15 protein-coding genes and 2 pseudogenes are annotated in these 16,157 nt (G+C 33.2%); 5 read left to right on the top strand and 12 right to left on the bottom strand.

The window, feature by feature from the left end:
- Positions 1-225, top strand: a 225-nt coding sequence (locus tag HMPREF2953_RS10695; protein WP_141754122.1) for a GNAT family N-acetyltransferase, incomplete at its 5' end; no start/stop codon positions are given.
- A 310-nt stretch (positions 226-535) separates the two neighbouring features.
- On the opposite strand, the gene HMPREF2953_RS10700 is transcribed toward HMPREF2953_RS10695, so the two are convergent.
- From HMPREF2953_RS10700 to HMPREF2953_RS10745, 10 genes and pseudogenes are all read right to left on the bottom strand, one after another.
- Entirely contained in the window at positions 536-1,741 is a 1,206-nt protein-coding gene (locus HMPREF2953_RS10700; RefSeq protein WP_070673361.1) for a restriction endonuclease subunit S, read from the bottom strand.
- Complete coding sequence (locus tag HMPREF2953_RS10705) at positions 1,734-1,877, bottom strand: restriction endonuclease subunit R (RefSeq protein WP_070673363.1); 144 nt, start codon at positions 1,875-1,877, stop codon at positions 1,734-1,736. Before HMPREF2953_RS10705 ends, HMPREF2953_RS10700 begins: the two co-directional genes overlap by 8 nt.
- 664 nt (positions 1,878-2,541) lie before the next feature.
- Positions 2,542-3,177: an ATP-binding cassette domain-containing protein gene (locus tag HMPREF2953_RS10710; protein WP_070673365.1), complete on the bottom strand. Its 636-nt coding sequence runs from the start codon at positions 3,175-3,177 to the stop codon at positions 2,542-2,544.
- Positions 3,170-3,937, bottom strand: coding sequence for an ATP-binding cassette domain-containing protein (locus HMPREF2953_RS10715; RefSeq protein WP_070673367.1), 768 nt, complete (start codon positions 3,935-3,937; stop codon positions 3,170-3,172). The genes HMPREF2953_RS10710 and HMPREF2953_RS10715 overlap by 8 nt, the downstream gene beginning before the upstream one ends.
- Positions 3,904-4,671 carry an ABC transporter permease gene (locus tag HMPREF2953_RS10720; RefSeq protein ID WP_070673369.1) on the bottom strand — a complete coding sequence of 256 codons (768 nt, stop codon included), beginning with the start codon at positions 4,669-4,671 and terminating at the stop codon, positions 3,904-3,906. Before HMPREF2953_RS10720 ends, HMPREF2953_RS10715 begins: the two co-directional genes overlap by 34 nt.
- Positions 4,671-5,627 carry an ABC transporter permease gene (locus HMPREF2953_RS10725; RefSeq protein WP_070673370.1) on the bottom strand — a complete coding sequence of 319 codons (957 nt, stop codon included), beginning with the start codon at positions 5,625-5,627 and terminating at the stop codon, positions 4,671-4,673. The genes HMPREF2953_RS10720 and HMPREF2953_RS10725 overlap by 1 nt, the downstream gene beginning before the upstream one ends.
- A gap of 2 nt (positions 5,628-5,629) precedes the next feature.
- Entirely contained in the window at positions 5,630-7,183 is a 1,554-nt protein-coding gene (locus tag HMPREF2953_RS10730) for an ABC transporter substrate-binding protein (RefSeq protein ID WP_070673372.1), read from the bottom strand.
- On the bottom strand, positions 7,180-7,872 hold the full coding sequence (locus HMPREF2953_RS10735; RefSeq protein WP_070673374.1) for a class I SAM-dependent methyltransferase: 693 nt from the start codon (positions 7,870-7,872) through the stop codon (positions 7,180-7,182). The genes HMPREF2953_RS10730 and HMPREF2953_RS10735 overlap by 4 nt, the downstream gene beginning before the upstream one ends.
- 169 nt (positions 7,873-8,041) lie before the next feature.
- Positions 8,042-9,403 (bottom strand): annotated as a pseudogene (gene brnQ / locus HMPREF2953_RS10740) (branched-chain amino acid transport system II carrier protein).
- A 230-nt stretch (positions 9,404-9,633) separates the two neighbouring features.
- A complete protein-coding gene (locus tag HMPREF2953_RS10745) occupies positions 9,634-10,833 on the bottom strand; it encodes a GTP-binding protein (RefSeq protein ID WP_070673376.1) in 1,200 nt (399 codons plus the stop codon).
- 258 nt (positions 10,834-11,091) lie between these two features.
- On the opposite strand from HMPREF2953_RS10745, the gene HMPREF2953_RS10750 reads away from it, so the two are divergent.
- Genes HMPREF2953_RS10750 through mntC form a run of 3 tightly spaced genes read left to right on the top strand, consistent with a single transcriptional unit; the run spans position 11,092 to position 13,590 of the window.
- The gene (locus tag HMPREF2953_RS10750) at positions 11,092-11,835 is read left to right on the top strand and encodes a metal ABC transporter ATP-binding protein (protein WP_070548217.1); all 744 of its coding nucleotides are present in this window, start codon (positions 11,092-11,094) and stop codon (positions 11,833-11,835) included.
- Complete coding sequence (locus HMPREF2953_RS10755) at positions 11,828-12,664, top strand: metal ABC transporter permease (RefSeq protein ID WP_053030184.1); 837 nt, start codon at positions 11,828-11,830, stop codon at positions 12,662-12,664. Before HMPREF2953_RS10750 ends, HMPREF2953_RS10755 begins: the two co-directional genes overlap by 8 nt.
- Entirely contained in the window at positions 12,661-13,590 is a 930-nt protein-coding gene (gene mntC / locus HMPREF2953_RS10760) for a manganese ABC transporter substrate-binding lipoprotein MntC (RefSeq protein WP_070673378.1), read from the top strand. Before HMPREF2953_RS10755 ends, mntC begins: the two co-directional genes overlap by 4 nt.
- 429 nt (positions 13,591-14,019) lie before the next feature.
- Here the strand turns inward: mntC and HMPREF2953_RS10765 are convergent, their stop codons facing one another.
- Complete coding sequence (locus HMPREF2953_RS10765) at positions 14,020-14,274, bottom strand: hypothetical protein (RefSeq protein WP_070673380.1); 255 nt, start codon at positions 14,272-14,274, stop codon at positions 14,020-14,022.
- 167 nt (positions 14,275-14,441) lie between these two features.
- Complete coding sequence (locus HMPREF2953_RS10770; RefSeq protein WP_070673382.1) at positions 14,442-15,425, bottom strand: metal ABC transporter solute-binding protein, Zn/Mn family; 984 nt, start codon at positions 15,423-15,425, stop codon at positions 14,442-14,444.
- Positions 15,426-15,698: 273 nt separating this feature from the next.
- On the opposite strand from HMPREF2953_RS10770, the pseudogene HMPREF2953_RS11810 reads away from it, so the two are divergent.
- Positions 15,699-16,157 (top strand): annotated as a pseudogene (locus tag HMPREF2953_RS11810) (GTP-binding protein); the annotation flags it as partial.

The raw sequence follows: 16,157 nt of genomic DNA on the forward strand, positions 1-16,157 counted from the left end.
GGTTATGCAAAATTCGCATTCGAAAAAGCGATAAATTATGCATTCGATATATTAAACATGCACAAAATTTATCTATATGTTGATACAGATAACAAAAAAGCTGTGCATATATACGAGTCACAAGGATTTAAAACAGAAGGATTACTCAAAGAGCAATTCTACACTAAAGGTAAATATAAAGATGCCTATTTTATGTCATTATTGAAATCTGAATATATTTTGTAGCATAAAAAAATAGCTCATATATTCATTTAGTTAGGTTCAAACCTAAATTACTTCTAATAAAATTGAAATAGGCTTCACTCGAATGTCCGTAAGAGAAAGAAATTCTTGATAAAATCTACGAGGATTTTACGAATGATGACGCTGTAACAACAGTACTTAATAACGATTTACAAACAATTATTAATGACTATCTATCAGAATGAAGCTTATATTAATTTCAACTAAAATAGAGCATCCTTCACTTTGCGGTGAGGGATGCTCTCAATTTATTTTTTCTATTTTCAATTAACATAATAGAACTTTATAAGAATTACACAAACATCTTTTGTAGTAATCCTTTTTTACGATCTTTTAGTAATTCAACTTTATCTGATTGTTTTTCAATTAATTTGTCTAATTCACTTAAAAAATTTGCTATTTTAGTTTGTTCTTCGTAAGACGGTAATTTGGTTTGTATGTTTTGCAGATTTTTTTTTGAAAGTACCAATTGTGATGTACCTGTTGCATATTTAATATATTCTTTTTTTAATTGATAGTTTAAGTGTAAAGTTAAATAATATTGATTTGTATTTATCCCTTTAAAGACAGGATAATATTTACTGATAATACCTACATCAATTATTTGATTTAAATTAAACTTAAAAATTCCATCATCACTTCTTGAACGGTACGTTATATAATTTTTAGGAAGTATAAAATACCCAATATTACTCTCTGCAAAAGTTTTCCCATCTTTATAGTAGTCTGACTGAAGTATTAAACCTTGTCTTGACGATGTTAGAACAGGATATTCATTTTCATTAGTAGTTCTTTTATTACTAAATTCTAATACATCTTTTAATTGCTTTGTGTCCCACTCTTTATAGTAATTACCTTCTTCATCTTTAAATCTCAATCCTTGAGAAAAAATCTTTTGTATATACCCACGCTTTTGTTGCTCTAAAAGTTCAAGTTTCTCTTCTTCTAACTCAATCTGTCGGTCGAGTTTGCTAAAGAAATCACTAATTTTATTTTGTTCAAACAGAGATGGATAATTAATTTTTATTTTTTTTAAAAGAGATAAACTTAAATTTTTTTGACTCCCTTCATTAGATTGAGCTCTTAAATAAGTGTAATTTTTTTCTAGAAATTGATACACAAATTCAATGTTATTAAATTCATTAGGTTGTAAAATAGCACAAGCTTGGTTTGTAGTAGCTGGGAAATTTAATATGGAACATTTACCTCTTGTTTTGCCTTGACCGTACATTGCTAAGATTATTGCTGGTTCAGTTATTAATTTTGCTGATGAATTTTTTAAACCTGAAGAAGTTATTTTAGTAAATATATTTTTAATAAATTTATTATTCAAATCACTTGTTGTAATCCATGGAATATCTCCATCCCAGTACTTATTTGTTTTTCTACTAGGAGTACCGCCCGAAGTAAATGAACACATTTCGTCTAAATTTGATTGATACCATTCATCTTTAAACTCTGGAAATCTTAATTCTGGAGTATTTTTATGTTCAGACATGTTTTAACGCTCCTAATTCTTTGAGATATTCATTAATTTCTGATTCAGTATTATGTATATTTACTCTTTCATAGCCTAATTCCTCAAGTTGTTGAAGTACTTCATTTTCTAATGCATATTCACTTTGATAAGCCATTCATTCATCCACCCTAAACTTAATCTTTCTTTAAATATATCAAAATTTAATAATAATTAATATTGCATACTTCATTTTTAAGAAACTAATTAATAAAAACCGCATCACTTATGATATGCTTCTGCGTATCGGTTAATGATGCGGTTTTTTTTAGTTTTTTATACTCAAATTGTTCTATACACGTCAGTGCCTACTGAAATATATTTTTCTAAAGAAGGTGATATCGTAAAATCACCTCATGAAATAACAAATGATGTCACAGATATTGTTATCGAATATATATGAATTGATAGATAAGTAGCTCAAAATGACTTAGAGATAAGTTTAAGATCAGAACCATGAGGTAATATTAACCTTATTATCATAACTTATTTTTTAGTTTTATTTGTCATACGCTTCCGACCTTTTAGTTGAAATTTTAATACTTATATTTTTTATATAAATCATATATAATTATAAACAAAAATAATAAAAAAAGAATTTATATTGAAATTGTTATCCGTTTATCATATGTATATTTATATTAAATATAATAGTTTGGAATCTTTTAGTGTTGTCATCATTTTTAAATACTCTAATGGAAAATCATATTGATTTAGACATTGCAGTTCAAATTTTATTTTTTAGGTATCATTAAGTATACACCATATTAGGATTTGTGATCTTAATTATTCAATTTATTTAGCTGTAACTGAATTCCTTCAAATTGGCTTAAGACGTATGTATCATGTGAAATAATGATTAATTGTGTCATCTTTAAGGAAATCAACATTTGAAGTATATCTTCTTCATTAATGATATCTAAATTAGTTGTTGCTTCATCCAATATGAGGATTTCTGGTTCTAATATTAAAGCTTTAGCTATCCATACCCGTTGAAATTGACCACCACTTAACGTTGAAACTTTTTGATTAAGTATATTGTATGGTAAGTTACACTGATCAAGTACTGTTTCAATGCTTGATGTATAACGCTGTTTATCAATCTTGTAATTCTTAAGTGGTTCTAATAGTGTAGCTAATACCGTTTTACGTTGATTTAAGGTATCGCGTTGATATTGTGGTACATATTGGATGTGCTTCATCCACTCTTTAGATGTATAAGATTCACGTAAGTACCCATTAAGATATAATTCGCCCTGATAATCCGTATCTAAGCCAGCGATAATCTTGGCTAACGTAGATTTACCACAACCATTCTCACCACTTATGAGTAAGTGTTGGTCATTAATTGTACATGATATCTCTTTAAATATTAGTTTCGTATCTATATATTTGGTTAATCTCTCTATTTTAAGCATAAGGTTGTCTCCGATGTGCAATCGTAATTAATTTTTTCGTGTAACTATGTGTCGGCTTAGTTAAGATTGACGCTGCCTCACCACTTTCTATCAATTGACCTTGCTGCATAATGCTAATATGCGTGGCAAAATCTTTCACTAAGTTAATATCGTGTGTGATAAAAACGATGGTCATTTGGTAGCGTTCTTGTGCCTTAAGAAGGTAATGCATAAACTTTTTAACATTTCCTTGATCAAGTGCACTCGTCGGTTCATCTAAAAATAAGTAGTCCGGACGTCTAATTAATGACATTATAAAGGCGACACGTTGTGCCATACCTCCACTAAGTTCAAAGGGATAACGCTCAAGTAAATGTTCTCCTTGTCTTAAACCAAGTAATTGCATCATCTGTAAGACGTCTTCCTTAATACACTGTTTAGTCAGATGTGTGCGATTGGTTTCATAAATATATTGGAAATGCTTAGCTAATGTTATATTTTGAAACATATTACTTTGAACATCTTGAAACACTGCATCTGTTTTAGTTAAATCGATGTCAATATCTCCTTGATAACATAATTGTGGTCGTTTCATTCCAAGTATCGTTCTTGTTAACAGTGATTTCCCACTGCCACTTTCACCTATAATGCAATGAAAGGCACCTTTAGTTACTGTCAAATCAACATCTTTTAACAATACTTTCTCTTGATCTAAAATCGATAATTGATTGACGTTGACTACCGTATTTACTGCGTTATTTTTTTGTTGATGATTTGACATAATAAGGCGAAACCTCCTAACAATACACCAGGAAAGAAGAAGAGCCACGGTGCGCCGTTGAAATAACTTTTCCCATCAAAAAGAATTGTTCCTAACTCAGGCGTCGGCGGTTTAATACCTAGTCCTAGAAAGGCAAGACCAGATATGCTGAGCATCATTTTGCCAAAGTCAGCCGTTACCAAAGCGAATATATTACTTAATAAATGTGGAATCACATGTGTTACTGTCGTTTTGAATGTTGAGTTCCCACTCAATCGTGCATATTGAATAAACGGACGTTTTTGAATATCTCGTGTTAAATTTCTGAAGTAACGTAAATAACGTCCTATCCATCCAATCGTTAAAGCAAGTATCAAACCTATCATAGAGTTATTTACTAAACCTAAGATGACTAATGCGATAATAAATGACGGAATTGCCAACAACATATCGGCAATAAACATGATGATTTGATCTAACCATCGTCTTTCTATGCCTGCAATTAAGCCAAAGATAAGTCCCATACATACACTTAATAAAATTACTATACCTGTTAAATTCAATGTGACAAGACTACCGACAATCAGTCTTACTAAGAAGTCTCTGCCTAATTGATCGGTACCCAACCAATGTTGTCCATTAGGTGACTCAAGTGGGTTCAAATGTTGCGTGTCTTTCATTAAACCATACGTTATTAATACAACCATCAAACTCAATAGTGAACCTATTGCGATGTACGTTTGATATTTTTTCATCACATCGCACCTCTTTTCTCATTGTCTGACTGCTGGGTATGACGTCGTCGAAGTCTAGGTTCATTCTTCAAAATAATCACATCGCCTAAATAATTCATTAGCATAATAAAGACTATGATAAAGATGACAATGCCCTGAATTAGTGGATAATCTCGTTGGTTAATAGCATTAATCAACAATTTACCTATTCCAGACATGCTGAAGATAACTTCAAGTATTACGGCTTTTCCAATTAAATGAATGACACTGTTAATTGAAATGGTCATTAGTGGTGCAAATATCTCTTTAATTTGTACGATGATACGCGCTTTTAACGAGAAATGTCTTAACTGCGCAAGTTGATACGCATCTTGATCTAACGTTTGCGCAATCAGATGAGCTGTCATCAATAAGATATGACACCCTTCTATGACAACAATTGTGAAGATGGGCAGCACAAAGTGTTGCCATGAATCACTACCTACAAATGGTAACAATTGCCAACGTACGCCTAAATAATAAATGAATAAAATAGCTAACCAGTATTCTGGCATTGAGGTCATCACTTGGGCGAATCCACGAATTCCATTAGCGTAACGTGTATGCGGACGCGTCCCAACGAAGTAACCAACAATATAGCCAAATGGCAACATGATACAACTAGAGACAATGATTAGCACAAGCGTCGGCATGATGGCTTCCATTATCATAGCGGTAACCGCTTCGTTGGTACTAAAGCTGTATCCTAAGTTGCCCGTGAGTGCATGTCCAACCCAATCGATATATCTTAGTAACACATGTTGTCCTAAGCCAAGTTGATGTTGTGCCGCTTCAATATTGTCTTGCGTAATCGACGTATAACCATGACGTTGTAGATACAGTATCGCTGGATTACCAGATGTCTTCTCAACTAAAATGAAGATAATAAACGAACTTACGATTAAATAAAGTATGAATTTAATTGTACGTTTGAACACTGCTATTCATTAACTTTCAATGCTTTATAATCAATTGGTGCATCCGTAAGTCCAGAGAATTTGAATTGTTTTACTTTATCACTCACTACAAACGTCTCATTTGGATAAGCAATTGGCACACCATAGTATTGTTGATTAAAGTGTTTAAATATGTCATCAAATGAACGCTGTTGGTCTTCTTTTGATACGGTTGATGGGAAATCGTCTAGCTGTTTCGTCAATGTTTCATCATCAGCTAACACCCCTGGTTGACCATCATTATTTTTAAACACTGAACTCATAAAGTTGTAAGGCATTAATGCATCTGAATACGTTCTATAGAAAATCAAATCATAGTCTTTTTTCGTCCATAATGTATCATAGTATGATTGTGAATCTAACGTTTTCACATTTAACTTAATACCGGCTTGTTTAAGCTGACGTTGCACTTTTTCTGCTTTATCTTTCCAACTTGGGAACTCTGCAGGTTGAATGACTAAGTTAAATGATAACGGTTTGCCATTCTTTTCAAAGATGCCGTCATCGTTTTTATGATAGCCTTCTGATTTAAGTAACCTTTCAGCCGCTTTCATATCATAATCGTGTGGCTGTTGATTATCTTTAGTCACAAATTGTACGTTCTTCTGGAACAGACCATTTACAGATTTGCCCGCAATGTCTTTCGCATCGATGCTCTTAATTATCGCTTCACGAATTGCGCGATGATTTAATACATCATTTTTAGGGTTAAATGCCATAAAGTGACTTACTGTGCTAGGTCTATCTTCAATCGTTAAGTTCTTATTTTTCTTATCTTGTTTGATTTGTTCATCTGAGAGCATACCTAAAGCACCACCAGAAATATCTACAGAACCACTTTGTACTGCAGAATTTCTTGAGTCCCCATCTTCAATTGTTTGGAATGCAAGATGATAATTGACTGGGTGACCGTTGTCGAAATATTTATTTGGCTTCATTGTCGTTTTTTCTTTACCAGTTTTATCAACAACAAATGCACCTGTTCCAATCGCTTTTTCAAATTTACCGTTTACTTTACCATCTTCTACTGAATGTGGACTCATAATACGCAACGGTCTCACTTGTGTTAATTCATTTAACACTTGATTTGATGGAGATTTCAATCTAATTTGGACCACGTGATCATTTTTAACAACGACTTTATCTAATTTTTTTAACGTTTCTACAGTCGTATCTTTATTCATCGCTTTCGCACGATCAATCGAGAATTTCACGGCCTTAGCATCTAATGCTGAACCATCTGAGAATTTAACGTTCTTTTTCAAATGGAATTCATAAACTTTCCCTGATTCATCAACGCGCCATTTATCTGCTAAACCTGCTTTAACGCCCTTATCTTTGTCGTATTTAACTAATGCATCATACACTGCACTATAAACGGGCATCGCTGCATCATAGCCTTGCGCGTCAAGTTTATCCGCCTTTGCTTCAGTAGGTAGCGATACCGTAACATCTTTATCTTCTTTTTGACCATTGTCACAACCTGCTAATAAGAGCGTAGCACTTGCTGCTACCGTCATTAATATACGTTTCTTCATTTCTCAGTACCTTCTTTCACTCTTGCTTTGATTAAAAATGATTCTTCATATAATGTTTGTAAATAATCATTTGGTGATAAATAAAAATCGCTATAATGTGTTAAATCAATCACGTCAGGTACAGGCTCTTTCATTACCGAAACTTCAAATCCTGCATTCACAAAGCTATCAACGATATGTTTTAGAGAGTGATTCTGAGAAGGTGTGGCACCATATTGATTAATCGTGTCATCCATAAACTGACGACTCGGGTTATTAGTTAAATCCGCGAATGAAGCGTAATAAACGCCGCCTGGTTTCAATACCTCTTTTAAATCTTTCGCATGTTGCGAAATATCCTCTATTAAGTACAATACAGACGTACTTACAGCCGTATCAAATATGTACTTCGTTTCTTGTGGTTTATCTGTTAAATAGTATGTAAGTGGACGTTGTCCTTTTAATGTCTCTGCCTTTTCCAAAGATAAACGTGCTAAATCTATTCCAACACCTTCTTTAAACGGTGTTGTATCGTATAATCGTCGTAAAAATCCGCCTTGATTACATCCCACATCTAAAATCGTTTTCCCTTCGATGTCAGATGTATCAAGCATTTCTATCGTTCTCTCCCAAGCTTCTTGATGGTCTCGTGCCATCTCATCATCTGATTCTTGCCCTTTTTGCCACCAAACGTCATAAGTCTTAGTCATTTCATTCTCCTCGCTTACTTCAAATCGTAATAATTACGTTTTAAATAGTAATACACTATGTACATTTACGCAATAAGAATTTTTTTAAGTCATGAATGAACGCAAAAAAATAAGCTATGGGCGCGGGTCATTGATCGATGTCCCAGGCTCACAACTTATAACTGAATATTTATTGTGTTTGTGTATGTCTACGAGAACGAATTGAATAAACGATTAGTCCTATAATAAATCCAATAATTGCTGGAACGATCCAGCCCATGTCAATTGTAAAGAATGGTAAATAGTGTTCGGCAAAGCCAATTAATGTTTACGCGAATGATGTCTTCGCAAAGAATTCTGGACTTGCATTGATGCTGTCAAAGAATGCTGCAACCATAGTAAAGAACGTTGTAAATTTATAAACAATTGTCGAATGATTAAATAATGGGCTGACAAGTGTTAATAAAATAAGTGTAATCGCTAATGGATAGATAAACATAAGTACAGGTGTTGAATACATAATAATCTTAGTTAATCCGACATTCGCGAAGATACAGACAAGTAGTGCGACACCTGTTGCCAACCAAAGGTAATTCATTTTCGGGAATAGTTCTGTGAATGTTTCTGAAAAGGCAGTTATTAAACCAATCGCCGTCTTCAAATATGCCACAATAATAATTAGCGATAAGATGATAATGCCATAATCTCCAAGATAGTGTTGCGCGATTTGAGCAAGTGCGATACCACCATTTTCACTCACTTTAAAATGACCTAAACTCATCGTACCCATTAAAGCAAGTAACGTGTAAATCACGCCCATTCCTAGGATACTTATAAATCCTGACTTAAACGTTTCTTTAGCAATCCCATTCGGATTGGTAATACCTAATTTCTTAATCATTGTCACAATGATAATCCCGAATGCGAGTGATGCGAGTGCGTCTAGTGTATTATAGCCATCAATAAAGCCTTTCAATAAGACACTATTACTATAGTTTGCACTTATTAGCGTATGACTAATGCCACCCATAGGTTTAATAAATGCTAAGACAACTACAATACCTAGCAATACTAAAAATACTGGATTTAAGAATTTACCTATGTAATCTAAAATTTTAGATGGCTTCCTAGAGAAAAACCATGCTATTAGAAAGATTAAAATACTGAATATCGGTAACACTAACTTTCCAGTGCTTGCCTAAATAAATGGTGAAAATGCAATTTCATACGATGTTGTTGCAAGACTTGGTAACGCAAAAAACGGTCCAATTACTAAATATAGGGCAATTGTAAATACATATGCATAGCCTTTACTCACTCTAGATGAAATATCGAAAACGCCATTCGTTTTAAAGATACCGATGGCTACGATACCTAGGAAAGATAACCCAATCGCTGTAATTAAGAATCCTAAATTAGCAAGCCAAACCTTGGTGCCTGCTGTTTGTCCAAGATGAATAGGAAAGATTAAATTTCCTGCACCAAAGAATAAACCAAACAACATCGAACCAATAAATATATTTTCTTTGATTGAAAGTTTCTGTTTCATCATGTGTTACATCTCTCCTATTATGTGTTTACTAGCTATTATACATAAATTTAACATCTATTTGTTCAAAATATTCAATAAATTTAAATCATCACTATATTCAATGGATTATGCCATAAAAAAGACACCTCGTAACCGGCGTTTTGATTATTTCACGCAATCTACGAGGTGTTATCATCCATCCTAAGCCACGTTGTCTTTCAAACATTAATTACTGGAACGATGGTATGATATTAAGCTTTTCGAATTTGCCATTGATATGGATCTTCTAATTGATTCCAATCACTACCAATTTCATCGCTATTTACTAAGCATTGATCTAATTCTTTTATAATTTGTTCTTGATCTAATTCTGTACCGATAATTACAAATTGTGTATTTCTGTCACCATATTCGATATCCCAACTTTCGGCAATATCTGGTCGTTGATTAAGAATTTGTTCTCGTTGTTCTGGCGACATTGCAGCTACCCAATACGTTACCGGACTAATATTACAAGATGAACCTGCTTGAGATAATAAGCATGCAACTTGATTATATTGTGCTAACCAAACAATCCCTTTTGCACGAACAATGTTATTAGGCATTTGTTCTAACCAATCATTGAAACGTTTCGCGTGAAACGGTAAACGTCTTGAATAGACAAATGATCCAATCCCATACTCTTCTGTCTCAGGTGTATGTTCAGCGTGACCACCTTCAGTTAATTCTTTTATCCAACCTGCAGAATTACTTGCTTGTTCAAAATCAAAGCGACCTGTATTTAACACGTCATTGATATCCACTTCGGCATTTGTCGTTTTGATTAATTTAGCATCCGGTTGTAATTTTCTTAAGATGTTTTCTAATTTTATTAATTCCGCTTCGGTAACTAAATCCGTCTTATTGATCACTAGCACATCACAGAATTCGACTTGATCAATGAGTAAATCGGCAATTGAGCGTTCATCTGTTTGATCTGCACCTTGATCACGATCTACAAGTAAATCTTCAGAATTAATGTCATTAATAAATCGATTCGCATCTACAACAGTTACCAACGTATCTAGTCGACAAATAGAAGTTAAATCAATACCTAATGCGTCGTCAATGTAAGAGAAGGTTTGTGCAACAGGTACCGGTTCAGATATCCCTGTAGATTCAATCACAATATAATCAATATTTCCTTTTTCTACTAGACGCTCAACTTCTTGCAATAAATCGTCTCTTAACGTACAGCAAATACAACCATTAGATAATTCGACTAATTTTTCATCTGTTCGAGATAACCCGCCCCCATCAGCAACTAAGTCTTTATCAATATTTACCTCACTCATATCATTCACAATAACCGCAATTCGACGGCCTTCACGATTATTTAAAATGTGGTTAAGTAATGTTGTCTTACCTGATCCAAGATAACCACTCAATACCGTTACAGGTATCTTGCCCATAAAATCATACCTTTCTTTTTATAAATCGTAATTATTACGTTTTATATTTTATATTTAAATTTTTAATTGTCAATCAAACTAATGATAATCAAATGTAGCTATATCAATGATTAACGCTCACTCTAGAACTTATTTACCGAAATGAATTGATACTATTTCCACACTTTTATTGACTACCTCGACTTGACACGCTCTATTTTCGGAAGCTATTATAAAATAAATTAGGTTAACCTAAACTTTTATTTAGGAGGTAGTTTGTTGATAGAAATTAACAACATGAATTTGTATTTAAATCATAAACATGTACTGAAAGATATTTCTTTAAAGATTCCAATATCAGGGGAAATTATTGGCATCATGGGGCCCAACGGTGCGGGTAAGTCTTCATTGCTAAAAAGCTTGATCGGAACGTTTAACGCTAGTGGCGAGATGTATTTATATGGCAAATCCATACATAAACAATTGCAATACATTACATACATTCCTCAAAAAGCGCAATTAGATTTAGACTTCCCAATCAATGTTGAGAAAGTCATTTTATCTGGCTGCTATCAAACTATTGGTTGGTTCAAACGTGTCGATCATGCGTCTAAAACAAAATTCCAAAAACTATTAAGAGACTTAGATTTAGAAGCGTTGCAATACAAACAAATTTCCGAGCTCAGTGGCGGTCAATTGCAACGTGTTCTTGTAGCAAGAGCATTAATGTCTGATAGTACAGTTTATTTATTAGACGAACCGTTTGTAGGCATCGATTTTAATAGTGAGCAACTTATTATGGAGAAACTTCGCCAATTAAAAGCGCAAGGTAAGCTTATTCTTATTGTGCACCATGATTTATCTAAAGCAGAAGACTATTTCGACCGTATTCTTTTGCTGAATCGTACAATTAGATTCTTCGGTCCTAGTCATCAAGCAATGCAACCCCAATATCTCAATCACACATTTTTATTTAATGTGACTTCTACTTTTAATGAAGGGAGTGACATAGCAAATGACTGATTTCATTCAACATTTATTTGATTATCAGTTCTTAAATCGCGCTTTAATTACATCTATTATAGTGGGCGTAGTTTGTGGGACTGTCGGAAGTTTAATCATCCTTCGTGGATTATCGTTGATGGGAGATGCGATGAGTCATGCCGTTTTACCTGGTGTGGCGTTGTCATTCTTATTCAATATTCCGATGTTCATCGGCGCATTAGTCACTGGCATGATTGCAAGTTTATTAATTGGATACATTTCTAACAATAGTAAAACAAAGCCAGATGCAGCGATTGGCATCAGTTTCACTGCATTTCTCGCAACGGGTGTCATCATTATCAGTCTGATAAACAGCACGACAGATTTACATCATATTTTATTTGGTAACTTGCTCGCGATTACCCGACAAACATTTTGGACAACCCTTATTATTGGTGCCATCGTGATGTTACTGATTGTCATATTGTATCGACCATTAATGATTTCAACGTTTGATCCAACATTCAGTCGCGTAAGTGGGTTGAATACTACAGTCATTCATTATTTTGTAATGCTCTTACTCGCCTTAGTCACCGTTGCTAGTATTCAAACTGTTGGCATTATCCTAGTCGTCGCATTACTTGTTACACCGGCATCGACCGCCTTTTTAATCACAAAGAATCTTTATTCAATGATGATTGTAGCAAGTTTGATTGGCGTAGTAAGTTCGATTGTCGGATTGTACTTTAGCTTTATTTACAATCTTCCAAGTGGGGCAACGATTGTCATTGCAACATTTAGTATATATATCTTGACCCTTCTCTTTTCAAAATTAAAAACAAAGTATAGAGGTGTACACACAACATGAAAAAATTTATTCCATTACTTATTGCATTGATTCTAGTTCTAGCAGCATGTAGTTCAAATTCTGGTGAACAACATTCTAAAAATCATGACAAATTGAAGGTTGTCACAACCAATTCCATTATTTATGACATGGTCAAACAAATCGGTGGTGACAAGGTAGACGTTCATAGTATCGTACCTGTAGGACAAGACCCGCATGAATACGAAGTGAAACCGAAAGATATTAAACAACTTACTGATGCAGATGTTATCTTCTACAATGGTTTCAATTTAGAATCTGGTAACGGTTGGTTTGAAAAAGCTTTAGAACAAGCAGGCAAATCTACAGATGATAAGTCAGTATTCGCGGTGTCTAAAGGCGTTAAGCCTATCTATTTAAATGGTGAAACAGGTAATAAGGACAAGATTGATCCACATGCATGGTTAAATTTGGATAATGGTATTCAATACGTTAAGAATCTTCAAGAACAACTTGTGAAAGCAGATGCCTCACATAAAGCAGACTATCACAAACAAGGTGATGCTTATCTTGCTGAACTTGAAAAGTTAAACAAAAACAGTAAAGATAAATTCAATGATATTCCAAAACAAGAACGTGCTATGATTACAAGTGAAGGTGCCTTCAAATACTTCTCAAAAGCCTTTGATATCAAGCCAGGCTATATTTGGGAAATCAATACTGAGAAACAAGGTACACCGTCACAAATGAAACAAGCTATCAAGTTTGTTAAAGACAATCACATCAAACATTTATTAGTTGAAACAAGTGTAGATAAAAAATCTATGAATAGCTTAACTGAGGAAACTGGTAAGCGCATTTACGGAGAAGTCTTTACCGATTCAATCGGAGAAAAAGGCTCTAAAGGTGATTCATATTATAAAATGATGAAACACAATATCGAAACAATCCATGGAAGCATGGAATAGACTTAATTAAAACAACGCAATTAAGAAATTAAATTAATATACTATTATCATCTTTCTATTAAAATAGCTAGTAAATGAATTTTTAGGAATTCATTTACTAGCTTATTATTTTTTATATCCTTAGTTAAAATCTAAATCCTAAGGCAGCGGTCTAAAGAAATTCTTAGATGAACATTTACTCATTCTGTTGTGATGTTTGCTACGGGTAAGCTGGGTCGAGCCGCCATCTCAAAACTTATCCTACTTCCTCAGGCGTCATACAACATCATTCGTAGTCCATCCTTAGAACTACTAGAGCCTAGGACATAAATAATTTATTATCGTATTATTTGATTATCTCAATAAAATCTTTATTTACTGTTAAGAATAGCCCTTCTTGTGTTACTAATTTTGATGTTGGGTTCTCAGTATAAATAATGTCTTTAATAGTCAGTATATCATTTTTTTAAGTTTGCCTTCTACATTATCTTTGAAATTACGTGAGTCATACAGTTTACAAGCTTCTATACTTTTCACAATTTCAGGCGCCTTAGTAATATACTGTTCTAAACCTGCTGTGTTAATCAAGGTAATAAAGTCTTTATTCGCTATTATAACACTATCATCTTTTAATATCAGGCGATGTGTACCATTTGATGTATATCGCTCAGCAACTTCTAACAAATCTTTTTTCTTCTTCGACATCATTACCACTTACCACTCATTTAAAAACAGAATAGTCATTATACTTTAAAGTATCAGAGATATTTTCTTCTGTCAAAAGAAATTTTTTAGTTTATTAAAAAAAGACCTCATGATGCTTGTCATGAGATCTATCCACGAAGGTCTGTCACCTTGTATTTTAAATCATATTATTCATTTTTAAGGGCTTTTTCAATTGCTTTAACGTTCTCTTTCATAAATGATTGATACGTATTTTTGTCGTCATCTTGTTGTTTCGTATGTGAGCCCATATTGTAGAATTTGATTGTTTCTGCATTTGTTTCTTTTCTCACTGTCTCTGCAACTTTGTTCGATACATTTTCTTCAGCTAAGATATATTTTACTTTATCTTCTTTAATTTGTTTAACAATGTTTGTTAAATCTTTTTGGCTAGGTTCTTCAGCATTCATATTTTGAATACCTTCTTGTTTGAAATTGTATCTATCTACTAAGTAACCGATAGAATCATGTGAGATATAAACTGTTTTACCTTCATTACCTTTAACTGCTTGTTTCATATCTTTATCGATGCCTTTTAAGTCTTTAACTAATTTTTTATAGTTATCTTCATAGTAATCTTTATGTTCACTATCTTTCTTAACTAATTCATCTTTAATTTCTTTAGCAAATTTTTGGCTAATGACAGGATCTAACCAAATATGTGGGTCATATTTACCATGATGATGATGTTCATGGTCTTCGCCATGATCATGTTCTTCACCATGTTCATGCTCATGTTCGTGTTCTTCACCTTTTAATAAGTCACTATTTTTGTCTAATGATGCTTCTAAAGATAATGTTTTATCTTTGTCGTTAATTGCTTTGGCAATCTTCTTAGCTACAGGGTCTAAATTGTCACCTGTGTATACGAATAAATCTGATTTGCCGATATCAACCATTTGTTTTTGACTTGGGTCATATGTATGTGGGTCTACTCCGTTTGGATAAACTGATTCAACATCAACATATTTACCACCGATTTGTTGTACAAATGATTTTAATGGATAAACTGTCGTCTTAACTTCTAATTTACCTTTATGATCAGATGACTTTTCACTATCGCCTTTGCCACATGCTGCAAGTGATAACGTTAAAACAGTCACGAATAATAAAATAATACTCTTCTTAAACATGTACACATCTCCTAAATCAAAATCGTTACGTTTTATTATTTACATTAAATGGTGTAATTGTCAATGCTAATTTTTAAAATTGCAAAACTCTGACAACAGTAATAGGTTTAATTTATCTTTATCTATTCATTTTATTTTGAAAATGATTATATGTTTGATATATTTTTTAAATAGTAGTAATTACGCTTTGAAAACTTACCTTTATTTCTTTTATCATAATAGTTATTTAAAATCGTGAATAAAATCGCACATCTCATTCATAGTTAGGAGACTATTATTGTTGGGGGTTTCTTAGGTAGCGGCAAGACAACGACATTAAATCATCTGATTACAGAGGTCTTGGATCATAACCTAAAAACCGAATTCATTATATATGAATTCGGAAAAATGGGCATCGATAGTCAACTCATTCATCCGGCTATCCCTATAAGTGAAATTGTTGAAGGTTGCATTTGTTGCGCTATAAAGTCTGACGTATTTCAACAACTACACGAATTATATTTAGCGCATCAACCAGATCTAGTATTCGTTGAATGTGCATAGGTGTGACAGAACCACTGGTTGTTGTCGATATCTTTTTAACACCCGCCTTAGCACCAATCACTACAATAAGAAGCAAGCTTGGTATTATTAATGCGAAACTATATGTGCAATTGGAAACATACTCCAGAGATATTCAAACGTTATTCTATGAACAATTAAATCACTGTATTCTCTACGAAGTGTTTTTTA

It is taken from the genome of Staphylococcus sp. HMSC072E01 (assembly GCF_001814125.1).
In the GTDB taxonomy this organism is placed as follows: Bacteria; Bacillota; Bacilli; order Staphylococcales; family Staphylococcaceae; genus Staphylococcus; species Staphylococcus hominis.

Bases quoted from the DNA above. Each gene is read 5' to 3' on its own strand.
- HMPREF2953_RS10700 (WP_070673361.1), bottom strand. From the start codon at position 1,741: ATGTCTGAACATAAAAATACTCCAGAATTAAGATTTCCAGAGTTTAAA.
- HMPREF2953_RS10705 (WP_070673363.1), bottom strand. From the start codon at position 1,877: ATGGCTTATCAAAGTGAATATGCATTAGAAAATGAAGTACTTCAACAA.
- HMPREF2953_RS10710 (WP_070673365.1), bottom strand. From the start codon at position 3,177: ATGCTTAAAATAGAGAGATTAACCAAATATATAGATACGAAACTAATA.
- HMPREF2953_RS10715 (WP_070673367.1), bottom strand. From the start codon at position 3,937: ATGTCAAATCATCAACAAAAAAATAACGCAGTAAATACGGTAGTCAAC.
- HMPREF2953_RS10720 (WP_070673369.1), bottom strand. From the start codon at position 4,671: ATGAAAAAATATCAAACGTACATCGCAATAGGTTCACTATTGAGTTTG.
- HMPREF2953_RS10730 (WP_070673372.1), bottom strand. From the start codon at position 7,183: ATGAAGAAACGTATATTAATGACGGTAGCAGCAAGTGCTACGCTCTTA.
- HMPREF2953_RS10735 (WP_070673374.1), bottom strand. From the start codon at position 7,872: ATGACTAAGACTTATGACGTTTGGTGGCAAAAAGGGCAAGAATCAGAT.
- HMPREF2953_RS10745 (WP_070673376.1), bottom strand. From the start codon at position 10,833: ATGGGCAAGATACCTGTAACGGTATTGAGTGGTTATCTTGGATCAGGT.
- HMPREF2953_RS10755 (WP_053030184.1), top strand. From the start codon at position 11,828: ATGACTGATTTCATTCAACATTTATTTGATTATCAGTTCTTAAATCGC.
- mntC (WP_070673378.1), top strand. From the start codon at position 12,661: ATGAAAAAATTTATTCCATTACTTATTGCATTGATTCTAGTTCTAGCA.
- HMPREF2953_RS10765 (WP_070673380.1), bottom strand. From the start codon at position 14,274: ATGTCGAAGAAGAAAAAAGATTTGTTAGAAGTTGCTGAGCGATATACA.
- HMPREF2953_RS10770 (WP_070673382.1), bottom strand. From the start codon at position 15,425: ATGTTTAAGAAGAGTATTATTTTATTATTCGTGACTGTTTTAACGTTA.